25 protein-coding genes and 2 tRNA genes are annotated in these 25,412 nt (G+C 69.4%); 13 read left to right on the forward strand and 14 right to left on the reverse strand.

Features of this window, described 5'->3' with window-relative positions:
* Positions 1-179 precede the first annotated feature (179 nt).
* Positions 180-998: an NAD(P)H-binding protein gene (locus OG963_RS29495; protein WP_093774302.1), complete on the reverse strand. Its 819-nt coding sequence runs from the start codon at positions 996-998 to the stop codon at positions 180-182.
* A 79-nt stretch (positions 999-1,077) separates the two neighbouring features.
* On the opposite strand from OG963_RS29495, the gene OG963_RS29500 reads away from it, so the two are divergent.
* Positions 1,078-1,656 (forward strand): TetR/AcrR family transcriptional regulator, encoded by a 579-nt coding sequence (locus OG963_RS29500; protein WP_093930292.1) that lies wholly within the window; start codon positions 1,078-1,080, stop codon positions 1,654-1,656.
* A gap of 6 nt (positions 1,657-1,662) precedes the next feature.
* Here OG963_RS29500 and OG963_RS29505 read toward each other — a convergent pair whose 3' ends face one another.
* From OG963_RS29505 to OG963_RS29525, 5 genes are all read right to left on the reverse strand, one after another.
* Entirely contained in the window at positions 1,663-2,502 is an 840-nt protein-coding gene (locus OG963_RS29505; RefSeq protein WP_093774306.1) for an MOSC domain-containing protein, read from the reverse strand.
* Positions 2,499-3,158, reverse strand: a complete 660-nt coding sequence (locus tag OG963_RS29510; RefSeq protein ID WP_093930291.1) for a CatB-related O-acetyltransferase — start codon at positions 3,156-3,158, stop codon at positions 2,499-2,501. Before OG963_RS29510 ends, OG963_RS29505 begins: the two co-directional genes overlap by 4 nt.
* Positions 3,159-3,344: 186 nt before the next feature.
* The gene (locus OG963_RS29515; protein ID WP_093930290.1) at positions 3,345-4,076 is read right to left on the reverse strand and encodes a DUF2071 domain-containing protein; all 732 of its coding nucleotides are present in this window, start codon (positions 4,074-4,076) and stop codon (positions 3,345-3,347) included.
* Positions 4,073-4,411 carry a metalloregulator ArsR/SmtB family transcription factor gene (locus tag OG963_RS29520; protein WP_030970052.1) on the reverse strand — a complete coding sequence of 113 codons (339 nt, stop codon included), beginning with the start codon at positions 4,409-4,411 and terminating at the stop codon, positions 4,073-4,075. Before OG963_RS29520 ends, OG963_RS29515 begins: the two co-directional genes overlap by 4 nt.
* A gap of 158 nt (positions 4,412-4,569) precedes the next feature.
* Complete coding sequence (locus tag OG963_RS29525; protein ID WP_371799645.1) at positions 4,570-5,211, reverse strand: superoxide dismutase; 642 nt, start codon at positions 5,209-5,211, stop codon at positions 4,570-4,572.
* Between the two features lie 645 nt (positions 5,212-5,856).
* Here OG963_RS29525 and OG963_RS29530 point away from each other — a divergent pair.
* A complete protein-coding gene (locus tag OG963_RS29530; RefSeq protein WP_093774314.1) occupies positions 5,857-6,489 on the forward strand; it encodes a histidine phosphatase family protein in 633 nt (210 codons plus the stop codon).
* Here the strand turns inward: OG963_RS29530 and OG963_RS29535 are convergent.
* Together OG963_RS29535 and OG963_RS29540 are read right to left on the reverse strand one after the other, a co-directional pair.
* The gene (locus OG963_RS29535; protein ID WP_093774315.1) at positions 6,479-7,921 is read right to left on the reverse strand and encodes an amino acid permease; all 1,443 of its coding nucleotides are present in this window, start codon (positions 7,919-7,921) and stop codon (positions 6,479-6,481) included. The two genes, OG963_RS29530 and OG963_RS29535, sit on opposite strands and share 11 nt — an antisense overlap.
* Before the next feature lie 159 nt (positions 7,922-8,080).
* Positions 8,081-9,472 (reverse strand): amino acid permease, encoded by a 1,392-nt coding sequence (locus tag OG963_RS29540; RefSeq protein ID WP_093774316.1) that lies wholly within the window; start codon positions 9,470-9,472, stop codon positions 8,081-8,083.
* 261 nt (positions 9,473-9,733) lie between these two features.
* Between OG963_RS29540 and OG963_RS29545 the strand changes: the two genes are divergently transcribed.
* Positions 9,734-10,327, forward strand: coding sequence for a biotin transporter BioY (locus OG963_RS29545; protein WP_030921299.1), 594 nt, complete (start codon positions 9,734-9,736; stop codon positions 10,325-10,327).
* A gap of 168 nt (positions 10,328-10,495) precedes the next feature.
* On the opposite strand, the gene OG963_RS29550 is transcribed toward OG963_RS29545, so the two are convergent.
* Together OG963_RS29550 and OG963_RS29555 are read right to left on the reverse strand one after the other, a co-directional pair.
* Entirely contained in the window at positions 10,496-10,687 is a 192-nt protein-coding gene (locus tag OG963_RS29550; RefSeq protein WP_371799646.1) for a hypothetical protein, read from the reverse strand.
* A gap of 263 nt (positions 10,688-10,950) precedes the next feature.
* Positions 10,951-12,420, reverse strand: a complete 1,470-nt coding sequence (locus OG963_RS29555) for an amino acid permease (RefSeq protein ID WP_051878118.1) — start codon at positions 12,418-12,420, stop codon at positions 10,951-10,953.
* A gap of 250 nt (positions 12,421-12,670) precedes the next feature.
* Between OG963_RS29555 and OG963_RS29560 the strand changes: the two genes are divergently transcribed.
* Positions 12,671-13,159: a ribose-5-phosphate isomerase gene (locus OG963_RS29560; RefSeq protein WP_093774320.1), complete on the forward strand. Its 489-nt coding sequence runs from the start codon at positions 12,671-12,673 to the stop codon at positions 13,157-13,159.
* Between the two features lie 82 nt (positions 13,160-13,241).
* A complete protein-coding gene (locus tag OG963_RS29565; RefSeq protein WP_093774322.1) occupies positions 13,242-14,051 on the forward strand; it encodes an Fpg/Nei family DNA glycosylase in 810 nt (269 codons plus the stop codon).
* Positions 14,052-14,392: 341 nt separating this feature from the next.
* Here OG963_RS29565 and OG963_RS29570 read toward each other — a convergent pair whose 3' ends face one another.
* Positions 14,393-15,628 carry a GNAT family N-acetyltransferase gene (locus OG963_RS29570; RefSeq protein ID WP_371799647.1) on the reverse strand — a complete coding sequence of 412 codons (1,236 nt, stop codon included), beginning with the start codon at positions 15,626-15,628 and terminating at the stop codon, positions 14,393-14,395.
* A gap of 105 nt (positions 15,629-15,733) precedes the next feature.
* On the opposite strand from OG963_RS29570, the gene OG963_RS29575 reads away from it, so the two are divergent.
* The gene (locus OG963_RS29575) at positions 15,734-16,879 is read left to right on the forward strand and encodes a PP2C family protein-serine/threonine phosphatase (protein WP_371799648.1); all 1,146 of its coding nucleotides are present in this window, start codon (positions 15,734-15,736) and stop codon (positions 16,877-16,879) included.
* Between the two features lie 104 nt (positions 16,880-16,983).
* Positions 16,984-17,490 (forward strand): HD domain-containing protein, encoded by a 507-nt coding sequence (locus tag OG963_RS29580; RefSeq protein WP_319325032.1) that lies wholly within the window; start codon positions 16,984-16,986, stop codon positions 17,488-17,490.
* A 5-nt stretch (positions 17,491-17,495) separates the two neighbouring features.
* Here OG963_RS29580 and OG963_RS29585 read toward each other — a convergent pair whose 3' ends face one another.
* On the reverse strand, positions 17,496-18,650 hold the full coding sequence (locus tag OG963_RS29585; protein ID WP_093774330.1) for an acyltransferase family protein: 1,155 nt from the start codon (positions 18,648-18,650) through the stop codon (positions 17,496-17,498).
* A 481-nt stretch (positions 18,651-19,131) separates the two neighbouring features.
* Here OG963_RS29585 and OG963_RS29590 point away from each other — a divergent pair, with 481 nt between their 5' ends.
* Positions 19,132-19,326, forward strand: a complete 195-nt coding sequence (locus tag OG963_RS29590; protein WP_030921275.1) for a hypothetical protein — start codon at positions 19,132-19,134, stop codon at positions 19,324-19,326.
* 75 nt (positions 19,327-19,401) lie between these two features.
* Here OG963_RS29590 and OG963_RS29595 read toward each other — a convergent pair.
* Positions 19,402-19,475: transfer RNA gene (locus OG963_RS29595), tRNA-Gly, on the reverse strand.
* 158 nt (positions 19,476-19,633) lie between these two features.
* Here OG963_RS29595 and OG963_RS29600 point away from each other — a divergent pair.
* The 5 genes from OG963_RS29600 (at position 19,634) to clpX (ending at position 24,306) form a co-directional block, all read left to right on the forward strand.
* A tRNA-Pro gene (locus OG963_RS29600) sits at positions 19,634-19,710 on the forward strand.
* Positions 19,711-19,860: 150 nt separating this feature from the next.
* Positions 19,861-21,249 (forward strand): trigger factor, encoded by a 1,389-nt coding sequence (gene tig, locus OG963_RS29605; RefSeq protein WP_093774332.1) that lies wholly within the window; start codon positions 19,861-19,863, stop codon positions 21,247-21,249.
* 264 nt (positions 21,250-21,513) lie between these two features.
* Positions 21,514-22,119: an ATP-dependent Clp protease proteolytic subunit gene (locus tag OG963_RS29610; RefSeq protein ID WP_018551584.1), complete on the forward strand. Its 606-nt coding sequence runs from the start codon at positions 21,514-21,516 to the stop codon at positions 22,117-22,119.
* A 47-nt stretch (positions 22,120-22,166) separates the two neighbouring features.
* Positions 22,167-22,850 (forward strand): ATP-dependent Clp protease proteolytic subunit, encoded by a 684-nt coding sequence (locus OG963_RS29615; RefSeq protein WP_030921266.1) that lies wholly within the window; start codon positions 22,167-22,169, stop codon positions 22,848-22,850.
* Between the two features lie 157 nt (positions 22,851-23,007).
* A complete protein-coding gene (gene clpX, locus OG963_RS29620) occupies positions 23,008-24,306 on the forward strand; it encodes an ATP-dependent Clp protease ATP-binding subunit ClpX (RefSeq protein ID WP_030921263.1) in 1,299 nt (432 codons plus the stop codon).
* A 75-nt stretch (positions 24,307-24,381) separates the two neighbouring features.
* Here the strand turns inward: clpX and OG963_RS29625 are convergent, their stop codons facing one another.
* The gene (locus OG963_RS29625; protein ID WP_093774336.1) at positions 24,382-25,365 is read right to left on the reverse strand and encodes a hypothetical protein; all 984 of its coding nucleotides are present in this window, start codon (positions 25,363-25,365) and stop codon (positions 24,382-24,384) included.
* Positions 25,366-25,412 lie beyond the last annotated feature (47 nt).

Below are 25,412 nucleotides of genomic sequence, written 5' to 3' on the forward strand. Positions count from 1 at the left end.
GGTCAGGCAATCAGCTCCGCAGGGTCAACAACCGGGCGGTTCGGCGGAGTTCCTGGCGGTCCGCCCATGTTGCGACTGCCTCGGCGGCCGGTGGCGGAGGGGCTTCCGGGCTGCGCTGTCCGGCGGGCCACGCCGTGGCGCTCGATCCCGAGGCCCGCGAAGTTCGCCGCGCAGCGGTCTCACCGGAAGGACCCGGCGGCGTGTGCTGCCCAGTCGGCGAAGGTGCGCGGCGCGCGGCCGAGGATCTGCTCGACGTCGGGGCTGACCTTCTGCTCCGCCGCCAGCGGCTCGCCGAGGATGCCGAGCGTGCCCTCCACCACCGGCGCGGGCATGAACTGCAACATCTGCGCGCGGGCCTCCTCGCGGGTCTGCTCGACGAACCGCACCGCAGTGCCCAGCGCGTCGCCGATCGCCTCGGCCCGTTCCCGCTGGGTGACCGCCGCGGGACCGGTCAGTTCGTACGTACGGCCCGCGTGTCCGGCCTCGCGCAGGACCACGGCCGCGACCTCGGCGACATCCGCCGGGTCGACGGTGGGCAGCCCGACGTCGCCGAAGGGTGCGGCGACTGTGCGCTGCGTACGGATCGACTCGGCCCACGCGAAGGTGTTGGAGTTCAGGCCGCCGGACCGTAGGACCGTCCATGCGAGGCCCGGCCGGCGGACGGCGTCCTCGAACGCCCCCGGGTGACGGTAGGCCTCCGGCCGTGTCCCGACGCCCAGGGAGGAGAGCACGACGACGCGCCGCACCCCGCCGGCCTCTGCGATGTCGAGGATGCCCTGCGGGTCGTCGCCCGCGACGAGCAGGAACAGTGCGTCGGCGCCGTCCAGTGCGGTGCGCAGGCTCTCCGGATCGGCGAGATCGGCCCGCTGGTGTCGTACGCCGTCGGGCAGGTCCGCCGGAGGCCGCCGGGAGACGGCCGTCACCTGCTCACCGGCCGAGGCGAGGATCCGTACGAGTTCCCGTCCGACGTTTCCGGTCGCTCCCGTTACAACGATCATGAGGTTCCCCGAGTTAGTTAGTTGACTGACTTAGACGTGACGATAGCGGGTCGCCCGGCGCGCGTCTACAGTTAGTCAGGTGACTCACTCAAAAAGTGTCCGGCAGTCGCCGGGCAAGCGGGAAAGGCTGGCGGCCGCCGCGGCCCAGGTACTTCACGAGCAGGGCGTCGAACAGACGACGATCGCCGACATCGCACGAGCGGCCGATGTCCCGTTGGGCAACGTGTACTACTACTTCAAGACCAAGGATCAGCTCGTCGAGGCGGCGATCGACGCGCATGCGCAGAGCCTGAGGTCGATGATCGGCGTGCTCGACGAGCTTCCCGCACCCCAGGACCGGCTGAAGGCACTCCTGAACGGCTGGGTCGAACAGCGCGAGCTGACGGCTCGGTACGGCTGTCCCACCGGGACCATGGCCTCGGAACTCGACAAGCGGGCCGACGGTCTCGACCAGTCGGTCGCCAAGGTCATCCAGGTGCTGCTCGACTGGGTCGAGCAGCAGTTCCAGTCGATGGGCCGCAGTGACTCCCGTGAACTGGCGGTCGCTCTGATCGCCGCCTATCAGGGGATCTCGCTGCTCACCAACACCTTCCGGGACCCCGACCTGATGGCCGCCGAAGGGCGCCGGCTGGAACGCTGGATCGACTCGCTCACCTGACGGGGTTCACGCGTCGAGTCGGCTCATGATCTCGACGGTGTCGCCGACGGCCACCACACCGTCGCAAACCACTGCGTTCTTCACGCCGAAGCTGACCTTGTTGCCGTAGTCGGGTTCGCGGCGGTACGTCGCCAGGGTCCGGACCGGCTCCGGGCCCGCCCGGAGGCCCGTCGACTGGTCCACCAGCGGGACGTTGCACCGCATCGCCCTCACGGAGTAGGCCAGTTCGGCCGATCCGATGGTCATCCGGCGTACCCGGTCCTCGAAGTGCGGCTCGTCGGCACCGGACAGGACGATGTTCGGGCGGAAGCGGTCCATCGGTACGCCGGCCGCGTCGCCCCGGGCCTCGATACGGGCGTTGAGGCCGGCCAGCGACGCGGTGGAGGCGACCAGCACCGCATGGGCGTCGGCGAAGGCGACCTTGCCGGGGGTCTCGCCCCAGCCGTCCCGGTCGAAGCCGGGCGCCACCCGTACCAGCCGGGACTTCGCGCCGAGCACCTCCGAGAACCACTCGGCGACCGCGTCCCCCTGGTCGCACGCCTCGCCGAGCGGACGGTCGAACATACTGACCGCGCGGCGCCGACCGTCCCGGTCGACGGCCAGCTCCAGCGGCTCCAGGTCCGGCACGGAGAGGGCCAGGACGGCGCCGCCGTCCAGGACTTCGGCCCTGATCGCAGCCATCGCGGGGTGTGTCCGCTGACTACGGAACGCGCCGTCCTCGGCGTTCACCACCATGAACGTACGGTCGTGCACGAGACCGGTCGCGGTGATCTCCGCCCGGTCGACCGGAACCGCGCCGCAGCCCTTGACGGGGTAGTACGCCAGTCCCTGAACGGTGATGGTCATGACGTCCCCTCCCGGGCAGCCGCTTCGAGTGCGTCGACGCTGCCGGACATGATCGTGCGGATGTGCCGGGTGATGAGCTCGACGGGCCAGTCCCACCAGGCGACGGCGAGGAGCCGGGCGACGGTCTCGTCGTCGTAGCGGGTACGGATCAGCCGCGCCGGGTTGCCGCCGACGATGCCGTAGTCCGGGACGTCGCCGGCGACGACCGCGCCGGCACCGACGACGGCGCCGTGCCCTATCCGTACGCCCGGCAGGACCATCGATCCGTAGCCGAACCAGACATCGTTGCCGACGACGGTGTCGCCCCGGTTCGGCAGTCCGGTGAGCAGGTCGAAGTGGTCGGCCCAGGAGCCGCCCATCGTGGGGAACGGGAACGTGGAGGGGCCGTCCATACGATGGTTGGCGCCGTTCATGAGGAACCGCACGCCGGTCCCGAGCGCGCAGAACTTTCCGATGACGAGCTTCTCCGGGCCGTAGTGATACAGCACGTTGCGGGTCTCGAAGGCGGTCGCGTCATCGGGGTCGTCGTAGTACGAGTAGGCGCCCACCTCGATCAGTTCCGATGTCACCAGGGGCTTCAGCTGGACCACACGCGGCTGCCCGGGCATGGGGTGCACAGCGGTGGGATCGGCGGGGGCGGCGGGGACCGGACTCATGGCGCCATCATCGCATTCACCCCGAAGGGCAGCCGCTGGATGGCAAGGAGGCGATGCCGTGACGCCGGCGGAAGGTGTGGGGCGGGCACCGGTTCGCCGAACCGGTCGCGGTCGGGCCGACGCCGGGTGCCCCGCGGTACGGACCGCCGGTGCCGAGCGGCACGACGGGCCGATGACCGCAGCTCGTCAGCGACGGGCCATGGGCCTCGTCGGCAGCGGCCGCCAGCGGGCCGCGACGTCGCGCATGACCAGGACGCTGTCCAGGGACGCGGTGCCGGGCGGGAAGCGGCCCGGGTCGTCGAAGAAGGACGACCGCGCGGATCGCACCCGTCCGGCTGCCACCTGCCACGCGTCCGTCTCCAGCTCCATGGCGTCGAGGCGGCGGCCTGCAGCTGTCGGGGACAGGCCCCTGGCCCCGGCGCGGAAGAAGTCCGATGCCTCCTGGAGATCGGTGAAGAGTTCACTGCCGCGCAGTTCGTCGGTGACCTCGGCCGTGACGTCGACCCGGATCTCACCGTCCCGGGTGGCGAGAGCGACGCGTACCTCGGCGGGCCTCTCGTGCACCGTGAAGTCGGCGCGGCCGTGCTCACCGGGGAAAAACCGCCCGCCCGCCCAGGAGTTGATCCGGGAGTCGGTGTCGCGGCGTGTGATGTAGACGCCGGTCTCGACGCCGTCCGGACCGTCCCACTCGACAGAGATGCGGTGCGCGGCGTTCTCGCTTCGCAGACCCACCGGCGCGGGCGCCCATGTGGGGCGTGCGGAGCCCAGGCGCAGGAGGCAGATGCCGGCGACGGCGTGACCGCGTACCAACTGGGGCCGCAGGCCGGCGGGCAGCAGGCGGGCGGCGGCGTCCGGGGCGACCCGGTAGTTCACCAGGAGACGGCGCTCGATGACGCTGGAGAGTCGGGGCTGGATCATGATGTGCCGCCTTCCTCTTGCGTGGCGGACCGCCACTTGGTGTGACGCAGGACGATCTGCTCGGGGCAGACGGAGCTCAGGAACCGTCCGATGCTGGTCGCCAGCCGGTCCTCGGCCAGCGAGTAGAGGATGCGGTTGCCGTCGCGGCGCTCGGTGACCAGCCCGGCGCCCTTCAGTACGCCCAGGTGGCGGGAGATGGACGGTGCGCTGATCGCGAACCGGGCCGCGATCTCCCCGGCCGCCAGCTCGCCGCCCCGGAGGTCCTCCAGGATCTGGCGCCTGGTCGGATCGGCGAGGGCGCGGAAGGCGCTCGCCTCGTCATCGGTCGTTGCCATGGCTCATATTTAGCACATGAGCTAATTAGCGAACAAGCTAAATGTGCGGGAATGGGGGAGCCCCGGCGAGTCACGTCCTCGCGGGGGCTCCCCGTTTCATCCGCCTGCCGGTGAAGGTTGAGAAGACGATCACGAGGCAGGGCGTCCGTGCGCCCGGGTCAGGGGGCGAGCAGCAGGACGTCGGCGCGCTCCTTGGCGGCCGCGTACCGCTTCGCCACGTCCTGCCAGTTGACGACGCGCCACATGGCTTCGATGAAGTCGACCTTCTGGTTCTTGTACTGGAGGTAGAAGGCGTGTTCCCAGGCGTCGAAGACCAGGATCGGAACCGAGCCCTGGCCGACGTTGCCCTGGTGGTCGTAGACCTGCTCGACGATCAGCCTGCCGCTGAGCGGCTCGTACGCCAGCACCCCCCAGCCGGAACCCTGCGTGGTGGCGGCGGCCTTCGTCAGCTGGGACTTGAAGCCCGCGTACGAGCCGAAGGAGTCGGTGATGGCGTCCGCGAGGTCGCCGACGCCGTCCGCCGCGAGGGGCTCGCCGCCGCCGTCGCCGCTCATGTTGTGCCAGTAGATCGAGTGCAGGATGTGGCCGGAGAGATGGAACGCGAGGTTCTTCTGCAGGCCGTTGACGGCTCCCCAGGCCTCCTTGTCACGCGCCTCTTCCAACTGCTCCAGGGTGGCGTTGGCGCCCTTGACGTAGGCGGCGTGGTGCTTGTCGTGGTGGAGCTCGATGATCTGCGGATTGATGACCGGTTCGAGCGCCGCGTAGTCGTAAGGGAGTTCCGGGAGCGTGTAGGTGGCCATGAGGCGAACCCTCCAACTGCTGTCCTGTTGTTATTGCAACCTATATGCAAGAGCAGGCTAACAGCAGGAAGGAGGGAATGTGATCAGCCCTTCGGCCCAGGACCGCAGGCCGTCCCGGGCGGGCGCCGTCAGGTGGCTCGCCGTCGGTCCGGTGTACGGCGACGGGAGGGCGGGGCCGAGCGGTCCGGCATGGCGGCGGCCCGGCTCGTCGCGGCCGCGGCGAAGGGCGGATGCGCGGCGCGGATCGCCTCCGGTGCACTGTCCGCCGGATCGTGGAATCCGGTGCTTGGCGCGACCCCGGTCCTCATGGGCGTCACCGCGCCGTCGGTCGGGTACCGTACCGGCGTGGTTGACAACTGCCTTTTCCCGAAAGGAAGTTGGGCACCGGGCGAGTGCCGGGCTGCGGCGGCGGGGCGCCGACCGCCGCATTCCCTGGACGGGTCCCGGCGCGACCGGACGCCTCGGCCCGTGACCACGAGCCACCGGCGGCGGGCCACATGGTGAGAATCCGGCAGATCCTGCGCCGGGCCCCGGCGCGCACTGCCCGCCGCACCGCCCCGTACCTCAAGCTGGTGACGAACTGGAACGGCGGGGCCGACGGCCCGGGGCGCTCGCCGCCCACGCCCGGGCCCGAACGGAGAGCCGATGACCATCTTCCCCACGACGCTGCTGCTCGCCCGGCACGGACAGACCGTCTGGCACTCCGAGAACCGCTACGCCGGGGTCAGCGAGGTCGCACTCACCGACGAGGGCCGCCACCAGGCCGAGCAGCTGGCCAAGTGGGCGGTCCGGCATCCGGTCGACGCGATCTGGACGTCGACCGTCTCCCGCGCCATCGAGACCGCGGAACCCGCCTGCCGGGCGCTCGGCCTCGTACCCGGCCGCGAACACGATCTGCGCGAGTGCGACTTCGGGGCGGTGGAGGGGCGCACCCTTGCCGAATTCGCCGCCGAGGATCCGAAATGGGCCGAGGCGTATGTCGCCGACCCGGTGACCCATCCGTTCCCCGGGGCCGAGGACCCGCGCACGGCGGCGGCCCGGGGGACGGCGGCGCTGCGCCGGATCGCGCACTTCCATCCGGGGCAGCGGGTACTGGTCGTCGCACACAACACGCTGCTGCGGCTGGTGCTGTGCGAACTGCTGTCGATCCCGCTCGGCGCCTACCGCCGGGTCCTTCCGCAATTGCGCAACGCGGCGGTGAGCGAGGTGCAACTGGGGGACGAGGGCGGCGCGCTGCTCTCCCTCAACGTGCCGTGTGCCCCCGACGTCAGTTCTTGACGGCCGCGGCCCGCCGCTGGCGTACCACACCGATGACGGCCAGTACGACGGTCAGTGCACCGGTCGCCAGCAGCTGGTCACGCGTGTCGGGCTCGCGCAGCATCAGCAGGAAGATGCCTGCCATGGCCGCCAGCGCGAGCAGCGTCCCCACCGGGAACAGCCACATCCGCACGACCAGCTTCTCGGGTGCCTCGCGCTCCAGCCGGCGGCGCAGGAGCAGCTGCGACACCGCGATGAAGATCCAGACGACCAGGATCACCGCGCCGATCATGTTGAGCAGCCACGGGAAGACATCGTCCGGCCGCCAGTAGCTCAACAGCACGCACAGGAAGCCGAAGACGGACGAGACGAGCACGGCGGTACGGGGCACGCCGGAGCTGACCCGGCCGAGCCGCTTCGGCCCCTGGCCGCGGGCGACCAGCGAGCAGGCCATCCGCGAAGCACCGTAGATGTTCGCGTTCATCGCGGAGAGCAGCGCGATCAGGATGACCACATTCATGATCTCCGCGGCGCCGCTGATGCCCAGGTGGTCGAGGGCCGCGTAGAACGGGCCGACCGCCGCGACCTTCGGGTCGTCCCACGGTACGAGAGTGACGATGACCGCCATCGAACCGACGTAGAACAGCGCGATCCGCCACATCGCCGTCCGGACCGCCTTGGCGACGCCCCGCACCGGGTTCTCGGACTCGGCCGCGGCGATGGTGACCGTCTCCAGACCGCCGTACGCGAAGACGGAGGCGAGCAGTCCGATGATGAAGCCGTTGGAGCCGTTCGGCAGGAACCCGCCGTCGCCGCGGAGATTGGTGCCGCCCGGGGCGTCCGTGCCGGGCAGCACCCCGAGGATCGCCAGCACGCCCAGCACCAGGAAGAGCGTGATCGCGGCGACCTTCAGCGAGGCGAACCAGAACTCGAACTCGCCGAAGTTCTTCACTGCGGCCAGGTTCGTGCCGAGGAAGACAGCCATGAACAGCGCCACCCACGCCCACTCGGGAGTGCCGGGCAGCCAGCCGGTGACGATCTTCGCGGCGCCGATCCCTTCCAGCCCGACGGCGACACAGAGCAGTACCCAGAACGCCCAGCCGGCGGTGAACCCCGCCCACGGCCCGATCGCCCGTTCGGCGTGGACGGAGAAGGAACCGGAGGCCGGATTGGCCGCGGACATCTCGCCGAGCATGCGCATCACGAACATGACCAGCAGCCCGGAGATGGCGTACGCGATGACGATCGAGGGCCCGGCGGAGGCGATACCCGCTCCGGAACCTACGAACAGCCCGGCACCGATGACGCCGCCGAGGGCGATCATCGACAGATGGCGCTGTTTGAGTCCATGGGTGAGGGCGGAGTCGGCCTTGACGGCGGACACGTCGGAGCCGGCCGGGACTGCGGAGACTTCGGAGCCGGCGGTGGGGGGAGACGCGGAGGTCCGAGACATGGACGTGCTCTGTTCGGTAGCTGAGACAGGGACGAGCCCACAGTCTGTGCGCGCCCGCCGCTCACACGGAACATGTGTCCGCTATACGGGCACCAGGCTCACACAAGGTGAACACCTGGGCACACACCCCGGGTACACGCCCCGCCACGGAACCGGTCGTCAGGCCCGTCGCCGGTCCCGCAGCTCCCGCGCCCCCGCGACGAGCAGCACCAGACCCGTCGCCCCCGCCGACCACAGCACCTGCGGGCGCGCCGCGTCATCGGTCAGCATCAGCACCAGTACGGCCACGAGCGCGGCCAGCGTCACCCAGGTCAGCCACGGGAAGCACCACATCCGCAAGGTCAGCGCCTCGGGCGCCTCGCGCTCCAGCCGGCGGCGCAGCCGCAGCTGCGACGCGGCGATCAGCCCCCAGACGAACAGCAGCACCGCGCCCACCGAGTTGAGCAGATAGAGGAAGACGGAGTCGGGCCACTTCAGATTGAGCAGTACGGAGACGAAGCCGAAGGCGACCGATGCGAGGACCGCCCGCCGCGGCACCCCGCCCCCGCCACCGCTCCCCGACACCTTGAGCAGTCCGCGGGGCCCCTCGCCGCGCTCGGCCAGCGAGAAGACCATCCGGGACGCGCCGTAGAGATTGGCGTTCAGCGCGGAGAGCAGCGCCACGAACACCACGATGTTCATGATCTGCCCGGCCGACGGCACCCCGATCGCGTCCAGGACCTTGACGTACGGACTCAGTCCGGCCTGCTGCGCGGTCCAGGGCAGCACCGTGACGATCACCAGCATCGAGCCGACGTAGAAGAAGAGGATCCGCACGACCGCGCTGCGCACCGCACGTCCCACCGCGCGCGCCGGGTCGTCGGTCTCGGCCGCAGCGATCGTCACGACCTCCAGGCCGCCGAACGCGAAGACGACGGTCAGCACGCCCGAGACGACGCCGCCCCAGCCGTTCGGCAGGAAGCCGCCCTGCCCGGTGAGATCGGTCAGCCCGACCGGATCGGTGTCCGGGAGCAGACCGAACACGGCGAGCAGCCCGAGCACCAGGAAGCTCACGATCGCGGCGACCTTGAGAGCGGCGAACCAGAACTCGAACTCGCCGAAGTTCTTCACCGCGGTCAGATTCGTGACGGTGAACACCACCATGAACGCCAGCACCCACGCCCACTGGTCCACGCCCGGCACCCAGCCGTGGGCGATCTGCGCGGCGGCCGTCGCCTCCACGGCGAGGACGACCACCAGCAGGAACCAGTAGAGCCATCCCACACTGAACCCGGCCCAGCGACCGAGCGCCCGCTCGGCATGGACGGAGAAGGCGCCGGAGGCAGGTATCGCGGCCGACATCTCGCCGAGCATCCGCATCACCAGCATCGCGAGCGCGCCGGCGATCAGATACGACACGACGATGCCCGGCCCGGCGACCGCGATCCCGGCGCCCGAACCGACGAAGAGTCCGGCGCCGATCACCCCGCCCAGGCCGAGCATGGTCAGATGGCGCTGCTTCAGTCCGTGCGAGAGCGGTTCCTGCTGCGTGGGGGGAGGGGCGTCGTGCATGGGGGTGCGGGTCACTCTCGGATAATTTATGGGGAACCTACAGTCTCACGCTGCGAGACGCGCCCCCTCGGGCACCCCCTCCAGGCCCCCACCTCAGTGACAAGCATCACGCCGTCACATGATTGTGTGGCGGTCTTTGTGCGAATCCCACCAACCCGCCAACCGCCGCTTTGTGGGCGGCTGATGGTGATCGAGCGTTAACCCGTGGGTTAACGTCAGCCTCAGTCTGTCCCCACCTGCCCTCACCACCGCGGAGTCCCGATGAGCACTGCTGCCGCCCCCGTCCGTACCGGAGCGGTCCTCGCCGACCTGCTGCCCGCCGTCAGGCACCGTTACGCCGTCGACACGGCCCTGGTCGTCGGTGGCGCCGCGCTCACCGGCATCGCCGCCCAGATCGCCGTCCCGATCCCCGGCTCCCCGGTCCCCGTCACCGGCCAGACCTTCGCCGCGCTCCTCGTCGGCACCGCGCTCGGCGCGCGCCGCGGCTTCCTCTCCCTCGCGGTGTACGCGCTCGTCGGCATGGCGGGCATGCCGTGGTTCGCCGGCGGCAGCTCCGGCGCGGGCGGCGCCTCGTTCGGTTACGTCCTCGGCATGCTCCTCGCCGCCACCGTGGTCGGCGATCTCGCCCGCCGCGGCGGCGACCGCTCCGTGCTGCGCACCGCCGGCACCATGGTGCTCGGCTCCGCGATCATCTACGCCGTCGGTGTCCCGTACCTCGCACTGTCCACCGGCATGTCGGCGAGCGCCGCGATCGCCGCCGGCCTGGTGCCCTTCCTGCTCGGTGACGCGCTGAAGGCGGCGCTGGCGATGGGCGCGCTGCCCGCAGCCTGGAAGCTCGTCGGCCGCCGCGGCTGACGGAGGCTCACGCGCCTCACGCGCTTTCGTGAACCGTTCCGAAGAGGCTCGCCGGGTCGCACTGCGACACCAGACCGGCGGGCCTCTTCCGTGCGCGCTCGTCGTGGTGCTTCGGTGCGGTCCCCGTCGCCCGACGAGAAGTCCGGCGGCCGGCCCACGGACGGTGGCTCAGGGCACCGGACACCCGCGCGTACAGCTCCCGTACCGCCGCGTCACGTCCGTACCGTCGAGCAGCGACAGCAGCCGCACCGGACAGGCGGCGCCGCGGTTCGGCACGGCATGGGTCACCGCGGGCACCGCGGCCGGCGGCCCGACCGGCTGATCCGTACCACCGTCATCGTCGACCGGTGCGTTCGGCATCGCGCTGTCCGTGCCCGGCGGTGTACACGACAGCGGCCCGGACCTTGTCGGCATCGGTGATGCCGACAAGGTCCGGGCCGCAACGTGGAACCTGTCCGGAACCCGGCCAGTGCCTCCGCATGTCCGGGGTCGCCGGGGGCGGAGGGTGATCCGGGCGGACAGTTGGTGGTACTCGGGGAGGCGCTCTCCGTTCGCGCGGTGTGCGGCAGGAGGGAGCCTCCCCGGTGCACCTGACATCGACCGTCAGGTGGGGAAGGGCTCGATCAGGCGTCGGCGGACGCGTCCGCCGTGACCGCGGCCGCTCCGGCCCTGCGCTGACGGACGTCACGCACCAGCGAGATCGCCACCACGATCGCCGCGACGAGCAGCGAGAGCAGCACCTGCTCACGTCCGCTGTCGTCGGTCAGCATGTAGACCAGCACGAACGAGATCATGGCGATCGTCGCCCAGGTCAGGTACGGGAAGAGCCACATCCGCACGACCAGCTTCTCCGGCGACTCGCGCAGGATGATGCCGCGCATCCGCAGCTGGGTGAAGCAGATGACCAGCCAGACGAACAGGGCGACGGCACCGGAGGAGTTCAGCAGGAACTGGAAGACGGTGTCCGGCCACTGGTAGTTGAAGAACACGGCGACGAAACCGAAGACGACGGAGGACAGGATGGCCGCCCGCGGCACGCCCCGCTTGTTCGTCCGGGCGAACGCCTTCGGCGCGTCACCGCGCTCGCCGAGCGAGAACGCCATCCGCGAGGCCGTGTAGAGGCCGGAGTTGAGGCAGGACAGCACGGCCGTCAGCACGATGACGTCCATCACCTGTCCGGCGTGCGGAATGCCGATCGAGTTCAGGGCGGCGACATAGCTGCCGTCCTTGAGGATCGACGCGTCGTTCCACGGCAGCAGGGTCAGCACGATGAAGATCGAGCCCAGGTAGAAGACGGCGATCCGCCAGATCACGCTGTTGGTGGCCTTCTGGACGGCGCGCTGCGGGTTCTCCGACTCGCCGGCCGCCAGCGTCACGATCTCGCTGCCCATGAAGGAGAAGACGACCATGAGCACACCGGTGAGGATGGCACCCGGGCCGTGGGGGAAGAAGCCGCCGCTGTCGGTGAGATGGGCGAGCCCCGACCCCGGGTTGTCCGAACCGGGCAGCAGTCCGAAGACGGCGAGCAACCCGACGACCACGAACGCGGCGATCGCCACGACCTTGATCCCGGCGAACCAGAACTCGAACTCTCCGTACGAACTGACCGAGACCAGGTTCGTCGCGGTGAGCACCACCATGACGATCAGCGCCCATGCCCACTGCGGGACGCCCGGTACCCAGCCCTCCAGGATCTTGGCACCCGCCGTGGCTTCGACGGCGAGCACCACGACCCAGAAGAACCAGTACAGCCAGCCGATCGAGAAGCCGGCCCAGCGGCCGAGGGCGTGGTCGGCGTAGGCGGAGAAGGAGCCCGAGCTGGGCCGGGCCGCGGCCATCTCGCCGAGCATCCGCATCACGAAGACGACCATGAGGCCGACCAGCGCGTACGAGAGCAGAATGGCGGGTCCCGCGGCGGCGATACCGGCACCGGAACCCACGAAGAGGCCCGCGCCGATCACTCCGCCGATGGCGATCATCGAGAGGTGACGGTTCTTGAGACCGGCCTGGAGCCCGTCCGAGGAGCCCGGCTTGTCCGCCCGGCCCGGCTCGCCGGGCTGGTGGCCCGGCCCTGCCAGAGTCGTTTGCGTCATGGATCGAATCCTTACGTTCTGGATCACTCGGTTCCGTGGCTGTGCCGCTGCACGGTGGTGGGCGGCGAGTCCCAGGCATTGAAGCCGCAGAACCCTGGAAGCGGAACCCCCTCTTCCGGATCGTTGTCCGGATCGTTGCCGGTGTGGGTTTTCGCACACACGCTCCGCACAAGGGCTCCGCACGGGGTAGGCCCGGAGGGTCCCGACCCCGATGACGGCTACCCCGTGATCCGCATGCCACACTCGACCCATGCGCGTGTACCTCGGCTCAGACCATGCCGGTTTCGAACTCAAGAACCACCTCGTCGAGTGGCTCACGGCCCAGGGCCACGAAGCCGTCGACTGTGGCCCCCACATCTACGACGCCCAGGACGACTACCCGCCGTTCTGCCTGCGCGCCGCCGAGAGGACGGCCGCGGACGCGGGCAGCCTCGGCATCGTGATCGGTGGCTCCGGCAACGGCGAGCAGATGGCCGCCAACAAGGTGAAGGGCGTACGTGCCGCACTCGCCTGGAGCGAGCAGACCGCCGCTCTCGGCCGCGAGCACAACGACGCCAATGTGGTGGCCATCGGTGGCCGCATGCACACCGTGGAGGAGTCGACGAAGTTCGTCGAGATCTTCCTCGCCACGCCGTACTCGGGTGAGGAGCGTCACACCCGCCGCATCGCGATGCTGACCGCCTACGAGGCGACGGGCGAGCTTCCCCCGATCCCGGCCCACCACCCGCAGCAGGGCTGACCGCCCTGCCCCCCGTGCCGCCGGCCCGCCCGGCGGCACAGCCATTTCCCCGTATCCCACGTGACTCAGGAGAGCCGCCACCGTGCCCGAGGGACACACGATCCATCGCCTGGCCGCGGACCACCGCGACCGGTTCGTGGGTGGGCCGGTGCGGGTCAGCAGCCCGCAGGGCAGGTTCTCGGACAGTGCGGCGCTCCTCGACGGCCGTGCGTTCACCGGCGTCGACGCGCACGGCAAGCACCTGTTCCTCGGCTTCGAGGACGCCGGATGGATCCACATCCACCTCGGCCTGTTCGGCAAGCTCCACTTCGGTACGACACCCGTTCCGCCGCCCACGGACACCGTCCGTCTGCGCCTGGCCAACGACGACCACCACGCGGACCTGCGCGGACCGACCACCTGCGCCCTCATCACGGAACCCGAGAAGCGCGCGATACACGACCGGCTGGGCCCGGACCCGCTGCGGGCCGACGAGGACGGCGAACGCGCCTGGCGGCGGATCTCGCGCAGCCGCATCACGGTGGCCGCGCTGCTGATGGACCAGAAGGTCATCGCGGGCGTCGGCAACGTCTACCGGGCGGAGGTCCTGTTCCGGCACGGCATCGACCCGTACCGCCAGGGCAAGGACCTCACCCGTGCGGAGTGGGACGCGATCTGGGCGGACCTGGTGACACTGATGCGTGCGGGCGTACGGAACAACCGGATCGACACGGTGCGTCCGGAGCACATGCCGGAGGCGATGGGGCGGGCGCCGCGGGTGGACGACCACGGGGGCGAGGTGTACGTGTACCGGCGGGCTCGGCAGGGGTGCCACATATGCGGCACGGAGATCCGCGCGGCGGACCTGGCGGCCCGCAACCTCTTCTGGTGTCCGACCTGCCAGCGCGCCTAAGGGCTGTCCGGTGATCCCTGGCGGGCGCACGACGACAGCTACGGCACCTCGCCGCCTCGTCGGAACGCCCGAATACGTCCAGTCCGACGACGCCCCTCCGCCTTGCGATGCACCGCATCCGACGCCGCGCGCTGATCCACCAGCGACTACGGGACAGCCCTTGGCAGCGCGTCCGCACGCCGGACGCGCTTGATCCTGCGCTCCGGCGCGCATTCCGCACCGCCCCGAACGTCCTCGATCGCCCGGCGGGCTCAATTTCCCCGCCCGCAGGTGCCCTTCAGGGCCGCGTGCCCCCTCCTGGCCCGAAACGTCCGCCGGCGCCCCGTCAACGTCACTTCCCGCTAGAACCCCCGCGGAAGCCAAGGCTCCACCATGCCCGAGAACGCCGACGCCGCCTCCGCCACCGCACCCGTCCGCAGCTCCTGTACCCGCCCGGCCCGCGCCAGTGAGACCAGCGATTCGCCGCCCAGGTACACCGTCCCCAGCTCCCTTACGGAGAGCGCCAGATCCGCCGGGTCATCCGTCCGCTTGCACGACGCGCCGCCCTTCGTGTCGGCCGTGAGCCGCCAACGCCCCGCGTTCCACGGGCAGAACGCGTCCTCGACCTCGAACACCACGTCCACCGACGCCCGGTACGCCCGCGCCTCCAGCGCCGCGCCGAGCTCCACCAGCCGTACGTACAGCGAGTCGCGCAGCTTGATGTTGCACCGGCGTACGTCCGAGACGAGATGCAGAACCGCATCGTCGACCGGCCGGTTCCGTGCCTCGACCGTCGACGTCAGGTCGATCTCGAAGAGGAACCGCCACAGCGCCGCGTACGCCGCAGGGTCCAGCGCCGACAGGTCGTCCACGGCGATCCGGCCCTTGGGGCCCGCGGTGTCCCAGTCCGGCTTGATGCGGAACGTCGAGTACCCGACGACCTCACCCGCCCGCTCGGCCAGCAGGCACTGCAGCGGCGACGCCCCCCGTCGCGCGCTCGCCGGGTCGAGCAGAGCCCGCCGTTCCCAGCCGGGCCCGTGCGCAGGCGTCCCCGGCCGCCCCGCCACCAGCCGCTCGTACACGCCCTCGCACGCAGTGGTCGCCTCGTCCGGCCTGGCGTACCGCAGACGTACCTCGTCCGTGCCGTCCGGCACCGTCAGCCGCACCCGGTCCGTGTCGATCTCCAGGGACATCTGCCTCGTGGCGGACCCGTACCCGAACCGGCCGTAGATCGCGGGCTCCGAGGCCGTCAGCACGGCGAGGGGTTCACCCAGTGCCCGCACGTCGTCGAGTTGACGCCGCATCATCGAGGTCAGCAGGCCGCGCCTGCGGTGCGTGGACGCGACACTCACCATCGTCACGCCGGCCGCGGGCACCAGGGCGCCGCCGGGCACCGCCAGCCGGAAGCTGAAGGCCCCCGCCGTGCCGACCACGTCCGGGCCGTCCCAGATGCCGATCGACCGCTCGTGCTCGGTCAGCGCCTCCCAGAGCTCGCGCTCCTCCGGAGAGTCGGCGACGACTCCGCCGAACGCGAGCTCCAGGCTCCCGAACCATTCGTTCCATTCGGACGGACGCAACACCCGCAGCTGAGTAGTCATATGCCATGCCTACCAGGGGTACGGCAGACGGGCGACCCGTTTTCGAACGCATTGTCACAGGGGTCCCCCTGCACCCGAGGCGCTCGTGTGGATAAGGTCCCCGCAATGGCCCGTCGCGCAGGAGCAGACTCGTACCCGGCCCGATTGCAGAAATCGGCGCACCGGGCGCGCATAGCGCTGCGCAAATCCGGCGTCGACTACTTCCGTGGCGACGGCTCCGACTGGATCGCCCTGGCCGGCCTGCTGCTGACCGTCCCGGCCATCACCTGCGGCACGCTGCTGAACGCGGTGTGGTGCGCACCGGCAGCGCTCGTCCTGCCGATCGTCGCGGGCGGACTGCTGCTGCGACCGGCCAGCCTGCTCGGGCTGTACGGGACCGCCGCCGCAGCCCTGATCGTGGAGTCGATCGCGCTCGGCCCGTACTCGGAGGGTCCGGCCCGGGTGACCCCGGGCACCGTCCTGGTGGTCGCGGCGTGCGGATTCTTCGGACTGATCCTCGCCCAGTTCCGGGCCAGGGTCGGCGTCCCGTGGCGGCGCGGCGGCACCATGCTCTTCGACCTGCGCGAACGCATCCGTGTGCAGAGCGCCCTGCCGAGGCTGCCGCAGGGCTGGCACCGTGAGATGGCGCTGCGCCCGGCGGGCGGCCAGTCGTTCTCCGGCGACTTCGTCGTCGCGGCCCGCACCAACGGCGGCCGCACCCTGGAAGTCGTACTCACCGATGTCTCCGGCAAGGGCATGGACGCGGGATCCCGCGCGCTCCTGCTGTCCGGCGCGTTCGGCGGCCTGCTCGGCTCGCTGCCGCCGCACGGCTTCCTGCCCGCGGCCAACGCCTATCTGCTGCGCCAGGACTGGGACGAGGGCTTCGCCACCTCCATCCATCTGGTGCTGGACCTGGACTCGGGCGACTACGAGCTCCTCTCCGCCGGCCACCCGCCGGCCCTGCAACTGCACGCGGGCAGCGGTCGGTGGGAGGAGAAGGCTGCGGAGGGCCCGCTCCTGGGGGTGTACGACGGGGCACAGTTCGACGCGGTGAAGGGCTCACTGGCCCCCGGCGATGTGCTGATGCTCTTCACGGACGGCCTGGTGGAGGCGTCCGACCGGGACATCGCGGAGGGCATCGACCGGCTGACCGGCGAGGCCGACCGCTATGTCGTCACCGGCTTCGACGGCGCGGCCTGGCATCTGATCGAGGCGTGCGCGAAGGACGTCAACGACGACCGGGCGCTGCTGCTGCTGTCCCGCCGGTCCTGAAGCGTACGGAGCAGCCAGGGCCGGGCACTCGGTGCCCGGCCGTCGTGACGACGCGCGTCCACGCGGCCCTGTGCCCGACGACCGCCCGTCCGTAGAGTCGGCGCATGCCCACGCCACGCACACCCCTGACCCTGGCCGAGGTCGAGGCCGCCGCCCGCAGCGCGCACGCCGGCCAGCAGGACAAGGCGGGACGCCCGTACGCCGAACACCTCGCCGCCGTCGCGGACGGTGTACGGGCCAGGGGCGGCAGCGACGACCAGATCGCCGCCGCGTGGCTGCACGACGCGGTCGAGGACGACGCGCTGTCCGCCGATTGGCTGGCGGCCGCCGCGCTGCCGCAGCCGGTCAAGGACATGGTCCTCGCCGTCACCAAACGGGACGGCGAGGATGTGGCGGCGTACACCCGGCGCATCCTCGCCACCCCCGGCGCCCTGCTGATCAAGGAATCCGACCTAGCCCACAACGCCGACCCGACCCGCCTCGCGGTTCTGGACCCGGCGACGCGTACCCGGCTGACCGCGAAATATGCGCAGGTACGCGCGCTGCTCGGACTCGACGCCGGCGAATCGCCCATCGAACAGCCGGATCCGGCCAACACCACGAAGGGCTGATCCACTCAGAGCTTGGCGGCGTCCCGCCGGAACGCCCAGTCCATGTCCGGCTCGGTCACGCAGCGCAGCACCCGTCGCACCGGCGGGGTGCACAGCAGCGTCACCGCGGCGGCCGCGAACAGCGAGACGACGACCAGCCCGCCCGGCGAGGCCAGCCACTCGTACCGGTCGAACAACCCGACGTAGCCGGCGCCCTTGACCAGGAAACCGTGCAGCAGATAGCCGCAGATCGTCCCGGCGCCCAGAACGGTGAACCACATGTGCCGACGCGGCACCCATGCCAGGAACCCGATGGTGAGCAGCAGCGCGCAACCGAACATCATCAGGGTCATCACCGCACCCGACCACCACGGGGCGCCCATCTCCGGGGCGCTGTTGCTGCGGTAGAACCAGCCCAGCTGCATCCGCGGCGCCGCCCAGTACGCGAACAACGCGGCCCCGGCGAACAGCGGCAGCGCCAGCATCCGCACCTCACGCCGACGCATCAACTGGAAGTGCTCGGGCTTCAGTTGGAGTCCGAGCACGAAGTACGGCAGGAACTGCAGGACCCGCTGGAGGTCGAGGTCGTCACCGATCGTGGGGGAGAACGACGCGAGCACGGCAATGACGAGCGCGACCGGCAGCGGGTGGCGCAGCGCCTGCCAGACGGGCGTGGTGAGCCGCCAGATGAACAGCGCGGCCAGGAACCAGGTGAGGAACCACGGGTCGATCAGGCTGATCGGATGGTCCGGCGAGTCGTCCGCGTACCGCTTGAAGAGCGAGTAGGCCGTCTCGAAGACCACATAGGGCACGGCGACCCCGGTGACCAGGCGTTTCATCTTCTTGGCGCTCATGTCGAACGAGCGTGAGAAATAACCGGAGATGATGATGAAGGCCGGCATGTGAAACGTGTACGCAACCATGTACAGCGCCCGGGCGGTCCGGCTCCCGTCCATCACCGGCACCCACGCGTGCGCCACCGCGACCAGCACGATCGCCAGATATTTGGCGTTGTCGAAGTAGGCGTCACGCCGCTTCGTCGGCGCGGCCGCCGAAGGCCGGTTCGCCACCGGTACGGGGGGAGCCGCGGTGAGGGTCGTGCCGCCCTGGCGTCTGGGCTCCGACTCCCGGGTCGCTGGGGGGAGCGGGGCCCTCTGAAATGTGTTCGGAGCGTGGAACATCTAAAGCACCTTAGACGCCTCGATTGGAATTCGTAAAACCGTCCACAGATATTGCGTGTTCCCGTCCAATCGAAAGTGAAACTACCGAAAACCGCCCCCTATGGCCCGATTGATCCTCCTTAAATGGGGCATATCGCCAGGCGGTTGGATGGAGTGAATTTCATCGCACCGGAGGTCGTGGAAACGCGTGTGAACGACCTGTGTGGATATGGAAACGATCACGGTCCCGGGCTTTTTCGACCGACGTCCGCGGATGTCCCCGTGCTGCCGGCCGTCTCCCCGGCGTAGCCCCGGACGGGCGGGGCGGCGGCCCTGTCCGCCCCCGCGCACGCGGGGCGTGAGGATGGCGCGATCCCGACAGTTCCATTCGTCACCTGGCAGCAACCACAGGGGAGTTGGTGGCACGATGGACGCAGCGGAGGAGTGCCCGTGCGCACGCTTCCGGGCCGGCAAGGCGGACCGACCAAGGGTGTGATCAGTCGTGGCCATTTCACTGTCTGTGGTGCTTCTGTTGGCGATCATCCTGGTGGTGCTGATCCGAGGCGGCTCCATCAAGGCCGGACCCGCGATCGTCGCGGTGCTCTTCGGCTTCTTCCTGGCATCGACCGGCATGGCGCCGTCGATCAACAGGTTCATGAACTCGATAGCGGAGACCATCAACCACATCAGCTTCTGATCCGCGCCGCAGAAGGCGGACGCGGAACGCAGAAGGCCCGGTCCGACGAACAATTCGCCGAACCGGGCCCACGCATGGAGCGGGCGACGGGAATCGAACCCGCGTAGCTAGTTTGGAAGACTAGGGCTCTACCATTGAGCTACGCCCGCATGCGCCGCACTCCTCGGACCGCGGCACGAGGAGCATCGTAGCGGGTCGCGGACGTTGTCCGCACACCTCATCGCGGCACCGGGTGCCGCAATCCACGCCGCCCCCGTAAAGCGGTCTGTGCACTGCCGGTCTGCATGTACCCTACGTGTCGCACCGACGGGGTGTGGCGCAGCTTGGTAGCGCGTCCGCTTTGGGAGCGGAAGGTCGTCGGTTCGAATCCGGCCACCCCGACCACAGGCAAGATCGCATTGTGGGAGTCATCCCCCTTGCCGTTACTATGCAAATTGCGTGCCCGTGTGTCTGATGTACCGGGCTCGATCCGCGGAGCCGCTGTCCGGTGGCCGAGCAGAACCCCAAGAAGTCAGCCACCAAGGAGACCGAACCGTGAAGAGCGCCGTGGAGACCCTGAACCCGACTCGGGTTCGGCTCAGCATCGAGGTGCCCTTCGAGGAGCTCAAGGACAGCCTCGACGCGGCGTACAAGAAGATCAACCAGCAGGTCACGGTGAAGGGCTTCCGTAAGGGCAAGATCCCCAACCGCGTCATCGACCAGCGGTTCGGCCGTGGTGCTGTGCTGGAGGAGGCCGTCAACGACGCCCTCCCGAAGTTCTACACCGAGGCTGTCAACGAGGGTGAGCTCAACGTTCTGGGCCAGCCCGAGGTCGACATCACCGAGCTGAAGGACGGCGAGCTGCTGGCCTTCACCGCCGAGGTCGACGTGCGCCCCGCGATCGAGATCCCGGACTACTCCGGCATCGAGGTCACCGTGGACGCCCTCGAGGTCAGCGACGAGGACGTCGAGAAGGCCGTGGAGCAGCTCCGTGGCCGCTTCGCCTCCACCAACCCGGTCGAGCGCGCCGCCGCGGACGGCGACGTCGTGACGATCGACCTGCAGGCCAAGGTCGACGGCGAGGTCCTGGAGGACGGCGTGGCCGAGGGTGTCTCGTACACCATCGGTTCCGGCGAGCTCCTCGACGGCATCGACGCGGCCGTCACCGGCCTGGAGGCGGGTGGCGAGGCCACCTTCACCTCCGAGCTGAAGGGTGGCTCGGCCGAGGGCAAGGAGGCCGAGGTCACCGTCAAGGTCACCGCCGTCGCCGCCCGTGAGCTCCCCGAGCTGGACGACGAGTTCGCCCAGATGGCGAGCGAGTTCGACACCCTCGAAGAGCTGAAGGCGGACAGCCGCAAGCGCCTCGAGAACACCAAGCAGTACGACCAGGCCACCCAGGCCCAGGAGCGCGTCCTCGACGAGCTGCTGAAGCTGGCCGAGGTCCCGATCCCCGAGAAGCTGCTCGCGGACGAGGTGCAGACCCGCAAGCACAACCTCGAGCACCACCAGCTCGGCCAGATGGGTCTGACCCTCGAGAAGTACCTGGAGATCCAGGGCAAGACCCTCGAGGAGTTCGAGACCGAGACCTCCGAGCAGGCGGTCAAGGGCATCAAGACCCAGTTCATCCTGGACGAGCTCGTCAACAAGGAGAAGCTGAACGTCAACCAGGAGGAGCTCACCGAGCACCTCATGCGGCGCGCTGCTTCCTCCGGCATGAGCCCCGACCAGTTCGCCCAGGCCGTCGTCGAGGGTGGCCAGGTGCCGATGCTCGTCGGCGAGGTCGCCCGCGGCAAGGCGCTCGCCGTGGTCGTCGAGGCCGCCAAGGTCGTCGACACCAACGGTGAGCTCGTCGAGCTCGAGGACGACGAGGAAGAGGCCATCGAGACGGTCGAGGCCGCCGAGGGTCACACCGAGGCCGCCGACGAGGAGAAGACCGAGGCCTGAGCCTCGCGCTGAACCCGTACGACGGGCTCCGGACGCTCAGCGTCCGGAGCCCGTCGTCATATCGGTGGCCAACCCCCACAACCCTTGTGCGCACTGCTCAGCTTGCGCTCCCAGCGAACAGTTGCGGAAGCGGGATGGCGTTGTCCCACCTGCGCGTTAGGGTCCATGAATAGGAAGGGTGGGGGAGTCCCCGCCCGCCCGGTACGAAGACGCTGAGACGGCCGGAGCCGTCAGAGACGAGCAGGTGGATACGTGACGAATCTGATGCCTTACGCCGCCGGAGAGCCGTCCCTCGGTGGTGGCCTCGGCGACCAGGTCTACAGCCGACTGCTCGGCGAGCGCATCATCTTCCTCGGTCAGCAGGTCGACGATGACATCGCCAACAAGATCACGGCGCAGCTGCTTCTCCTTGCCGCGGAGCCGGACAAGGACATCTACCTCTACATCAACAGCCCCGGTGGCTCGGTGACGGCCGGCATGGCGGTCTACGACACCATGCAGTACATCCCGAACGACGTGGTCACCATCGGTATGGGCATGGCGGCCTCGATGGGCCAGTTCCTGCTGACCGGTGGCACCGCGGGCAAGCGCTTCGCGCTCCCGAACACCGACATCCTCATGCACCAGGGTTCGGCCGGCATCGGTGGTACCGCGTCGGACATCAAGATCCAGGCGCAGTACCTGCTCCGCACGAAGCAGCGGATGGCGGAGATCACCGCCCGCCACTCCGGTCAGACCGTGGAGACGATCATTCGCGACGGTGACCGTGACCGCTGGTACACCGCGGAGGAGGCCAAGGATTACGGCCTCATCGACGAGATCATCACGATCGCCTCGGGCGTTCCGGGCGGCGGCGGCACCGGGGCCTGAGCCCTGTCCGTCCAGCCCGCAGCCCCAGCCCCCAGAACGCCACCAGGATGGTGAACACCCACATGAACAACTTCCCCGGCGCCTCCGCGAGCGGTCTCTACACCGGCCCGCAGGTGGACAATCGCTACATCGTGCCGCGCTTCGTGGAGCGCACCTCGCAGGGTGTGCGTGAGTACGACCCGTACGCGAAGCTCTTCGAGGAGCGCGTGATCTTCCTCGGCGTCCAAATCGACGACGCCTCCGCCAACGACGTCATGGCGCAGCTGCTGTGCCTGGAGTCGATGGACCCGGACCGCGACATCTCCATCTACATCAACAGCCCCGGCGGCTCGTTCACCGCGCTCACCGCGATCTACGACACGATGCAGTTCGTGAAGCCGGACATCCAGACGGTCTGCATGGGCCAGGCGGCCTCCGCCGCGGCCGTGCTGCTCGCCGCCGGTACGCCCGGCAAGCGCATGGCACTGCCCAACGCCCGTGTGCTGATCCACCAGCCGTCCTCGCAGACGGGCCGTGAGCAGCTCTCCGACCTGGAGATCGCGGCCAACGAGATCCTGCGGATGCGTACCCAGCTGGAGGAGATGCTGGCCAAGCACTCCACCACGCCGCTGGAGAAGATCCGCGACGACATCGAGCGCGACAAGATCCTGACCGCAGAGGACGCCCTCGCCTACGGGCTCGTCGACCAGATCGTCTCCACCCGCAAGAGCGCGGCCGGAGCGATGGCCTGACGTCGGTCTTTACCCCTTGGCACGGTCGGTTCACACGGTCGTGGCCGTGTGAACCGTGCCAAGGGGGGCCCGAACGGGGGGCCAGGCAAGGTACCGTCGGATAGAGGCACCAGGAGCCGCTGCACCAAGCTGCTCCCAGGCGAAGGGGAAGCACCTCGTGGCACGCATCGGTGATGGCGGCGACCTGCTCAAGTGCTCGTTCTGCGGAAAGAGCCAGAAGCAGGTGAAGAAGCTCATTGCGGGACCCGGTGTGTACATCTGCGACGAGTGCATCGATCTCTGCAACGAGATCATCGAGGAGGAGCTCGCGGAGACCTCCGAGGTGCGGTGGGAGGAACTCCCCAAGCCGCGCGAGATCTACGAGTTCCTCGAGGGGTACGTCGTCGGTCAGGAGCCCGCGAAGAAGGCCCTCTCGGTCGCTGTGTACAACCACTACAAGCGGGTCCAGGCAGGCGAGAACGGCGGCGCGCAGGGCCGGGACGACGCCATCGAGCTGGCCAAGTCCAACATCCTGCTGCTGGGCCCCACGGGCTCCGGCAAGACGCTCCTCGCGCAGACGCTGGCCCGCATGCTCAACGTTCCGTTCGCCATCGCCGACGCGACGGCGCTGACGGAGGCCGGCTATGTCGGCGAGGACGTCGAGAACATTCTGCTGAAGCTGATCCAGGCCGCGGACTACGACGTCAAGAAGGCCGAGACCGGGATCATCTACATCGACGAGATCGACAAGGTCGCCCGCAAGAGCGAGAACCCGTCGATCACCCGTGATGTCTCCGGCGAGGGCGTCCAGCAGGCGCTGCTCAAGATCCTGGAGGGCACCACCGCCTCCGTGCCGCCGCAGGGCGGCCGGAAGCACCCGCACCAGGAGTTCATCCAGATCGACACGACGAACGTGCTGTTCATCGTGGGCGGTGCCTTCGCCGGCCTGGAGAGGATCATCGAGTCCCGGGCGGGCGCCAAGGGCATCGGCTTCGGCGCGACGATCCGCTCCAAGCGCGAGATCGAGGCGAGCGACCAGTTCCAGGAGGTCATGCCGGAGGACCTGGTGAAGTTCGGGATGATCCCCGAGTTCATCGGCCGTCTCCCCGTGCTGACCTCGGTCCACAACCTGGACCGCGAGGCGCTGCTGCAGATCCTCGTCGAGCCGCGCAACGCACTGGTGAAGCAGTACCAGCGGCTGTTCGAACTCGACGGTGTGGAGCTGGACTTCGATCGCCCGGCGCTGGAGGCCATCGCCGACCAGGCGATCCTGCGCGGCACCGGCGCGCGTGGTCTTCGGGCCATCATGGAGGAGGTCCTGCAGTCCGTGATGTACGAGGTGCCGTCCCGCAAGGACGTCGCCCGTGTCGTCATCACGGCGGACGTCGTCCGCAACAACGTCAACCCGACGCTGGTCCCGCGCGAGCCGCGCACGATCGGCAAGAACGACGGCGGACGGCACGAGAAGTCCGCGTAGCGGCAGCGATACGTACGTGAAGGGGCGCCCGGCCAGGTGACTGGCCGGGCGCCCCTTTTCAGTGCCGGCGAAGTGCTACTTGACCTCGACGCGGACGTCGTTGCGGAGCTTGGCCGCGTTGTTGGCGGCGCTCTCCACCGACGTGCTCTTCCCGGTCATCATCGCGGCCATGTCCATGTCGAGGACCAAGGCGACGGTGCTGTGGTCGCCCCAGATGCAGATGGGCATGGACGTGGGCTTGGCCGATCCGCTCTCGCCCGAGATCTTGCTTTCCTGGCACTTCAGGATGCCGTTCTCGAACCCGGCCGGGGTGTAGGTCTTCGGGCTGCCCACCAGTTCGCCACTGGAGTCCTTGTCCTTGGCGGCTTCGGTCTTCATCTTGCCGAACATGGCGTCGACGACAGCGGCGGGATCCTCGATCTCGCCGTACACGCCGCTGAAGGACAGCATCTTCTGGGCGGCCGCGTCCCCGGACGTGTAACTGCCCGATGCGCTCTTGGGGTTGGCCACCCCGTACTGCTCGAAGTCCTTCAGGTCGTCGTCCGTCATCTTGTCATCGCTGCTGTTCGGCGCCTTCTTGTACGTGCCTCCGAGCACCGTCGCCGGCGTCGTCAGCTTGTACGTCTTGCCGTCGTCCGCGACCGATGTGCTGCCGCCCCCGCCCGACGTCAGGAAGTACGCCCCACCCGCGATGACCGCCAGCGCCACGACCACGACGCCGATGATCAGACCCGTCTTCTTCTTCGGCGGGGCCGGCGGCATCGGGACCTGGCCACCGTAGGGGGCCTGGCCGTACGGAGCCTGCGGCTGCTGGCCGTACGGGCCCGGTTGCTGGGCCTGCGGATAGCCGTAGCCCGGCTGGGGCTGCTGCGGAACACCCTGGGGGGCCTGCTGCGGGTATCCGTACCCCGGCTGGCCGCCCTGCGGCGGCTGACCGCCGTACGGGCCCGGCTGCTGGCCGTACGGGCCGGGCTGACCCTGCGGCGGCTGGCTGCCGTACGGTCCGGGCTGGCCCTGCGGCGGCTGGCCCCCGTACGGGCCCGGCTGGTTGTGGCTCATCTGCGCTGTCCCCTCCAGAATGCTTATGCGTTCCGAACATCCTGTCG

Origin of the sequence: Streptomyces sp. NBC_01707, from assembly GCF_041438805.1 — a bacterium.
GTDB lineage: Bacteria > Actinomycetota > Actinomycetes > Streptomycetales > Streptomycetaceae > Streptomyces.

Excerpts from the sequence above, each read along its gene's own strand:
- OG963_RS29495 (WP_093774302.1), bottom strand. The coding sequence starts at position 998 with ATGATCGTTGTAACGGGAGCGACCGGAAACGTCGGACGGGAACTCGTA.
- OG963_RS29505 (WP_093774306.1), bottom strand. The coding sequence starts at position 2,502 with ATGACCATCACCGTTCAGGGACTGGCGTACTACCCCGTCAAGGGCTGC.
- OG963_RS29510 (WP_093930291.1), bottom strand. The coding sequence starts at position 3,158 with ATGAGTCCGGTCCCCGCCGCCCCCGCCGATCCCACCGCTGTGCACCCC.
- OG963_RS29515 (WP_093930290.1), bottom strand. The coding sequence starts at position 4,076 with ATGATCCAGCCCCGACTCTCCAGCGTCATCGAGCGCCGTCTCCTGGTG.
- OG963_RS29520 (WP_030970052.1), bottom strand. The coding sequence starts at position 4,411 with ATGGCAACGACCGATGACGAGGCGAGCGCCTTCCGCGCCCTCGCCGAT.
- OG963_RS29525 (WP_371799645.1), bottom strand. The coding sequence starts at position 5,211 with ATGGCCACCTACACGCTCCCGGAACTCCCTTACGACTACGCGGCGCTC.
- OG963_RS29530 (WP_093774314.1), top strand. The coding sequence starts at position 5,857 with ATGACCATCTTCCCCACGACGCTGCTGCTCGCCCGGCACGGACAGACC.
- OG963_RS29535 (WP_093774315.1), bottom strand. The coding sequence starts at position 7,921 with ATGTCTCGGACCTCCGCGTCTCCCCCCACCGCCGGCTCCGAAGTCTCC.
- OG963_RS29540 (WP_093774316.1), bottom strand. The coding sequence starts at position 9,472 with ATGCACGACGCCCCTCCCCCCACGCAGCAGGAACCGCTCTCGCACGGA.
- OG963_RS29545 (WP_030921299.1), top strand. The coding sequence starts at position 9,734 with ATGAGCACTGCTGCCGCCCCCGTCCGTACCGGAGCGGTCCTCGCCGAC.
- OG963_RS29550 (WP_371799646.1), bottom strand. The coding sequence starts at position 10,687 with ATGCCGAACGCACCGGTCGACGATGACGGTGGTACGGATCAGCCGGTC.
- OG963_RS29555 (WP_051878118.1), bottom strand. The coding sequence starts at position 12,420 with ATGACGCAAACGACTCTGGCAGGGCCGGGCCACCAGCCCGGCGAGCCG.
- OG963_RS29560 (WP_093774320.1), top strand. The coding sequence starts at position 12,671 with ATGCGCGTGTACCTCGGCTCAGACCATGCCGGTTTCGAACTCAAGAAC.
- OG963_RS29570 (WP_371799647.1), bottom strand. The coding sequence starts at position 15,628 with ATGACTACTCAGCTGCGGGTGTTGCGTCCGTCCGAATGGAACGAATGG.
- OG963_RS29575 (WP_371799648.1), top strand. The coding sequence starts at position 15,734 with ATGGCCCGTCGCGCAGGAGCAGACTCGTACCCGGCCCGATTGCAGAAA.
- OG963_RS29580 (WP_319325032.1), top strand. The coding sequence starts at position 16,984 with ATGCCCACGCCACGCACACCCCTGACCCTGGCCGAGGTCGAGGCCGCC.
- OG963_RS29585 (WP_093774330.1), bottom strand. The coding sequence starts at position 18,650 with ATGTTCCACGCTCCGAACACATTTCAGAGGGCCCCGCTCCCCCCAGCG.
- OG963_RS29610 (WP_018551584.1), top strand. The coding sequence starts at position 21,514 with ATGCCTTACGCCGCCGGAGAGCCGTCCCTCGGTGGTGGCCTCGGCGAC.
- OG963_RS29615 (WP_030921266.1), top strand. The coding sequence starts at position 22,167 with ATGGTGAACACCCACATGAACAACTTCCCCGGCGCCTCCGCGAGCGGT.
- OG963_RS29625 (WP_093774336.1), bottom strand. The coding sequence starts at position 25,365 with ATGAGCCACAACCAGCCGGGCCCGTACGGGGGCCAGCCGCCGCAGGGC.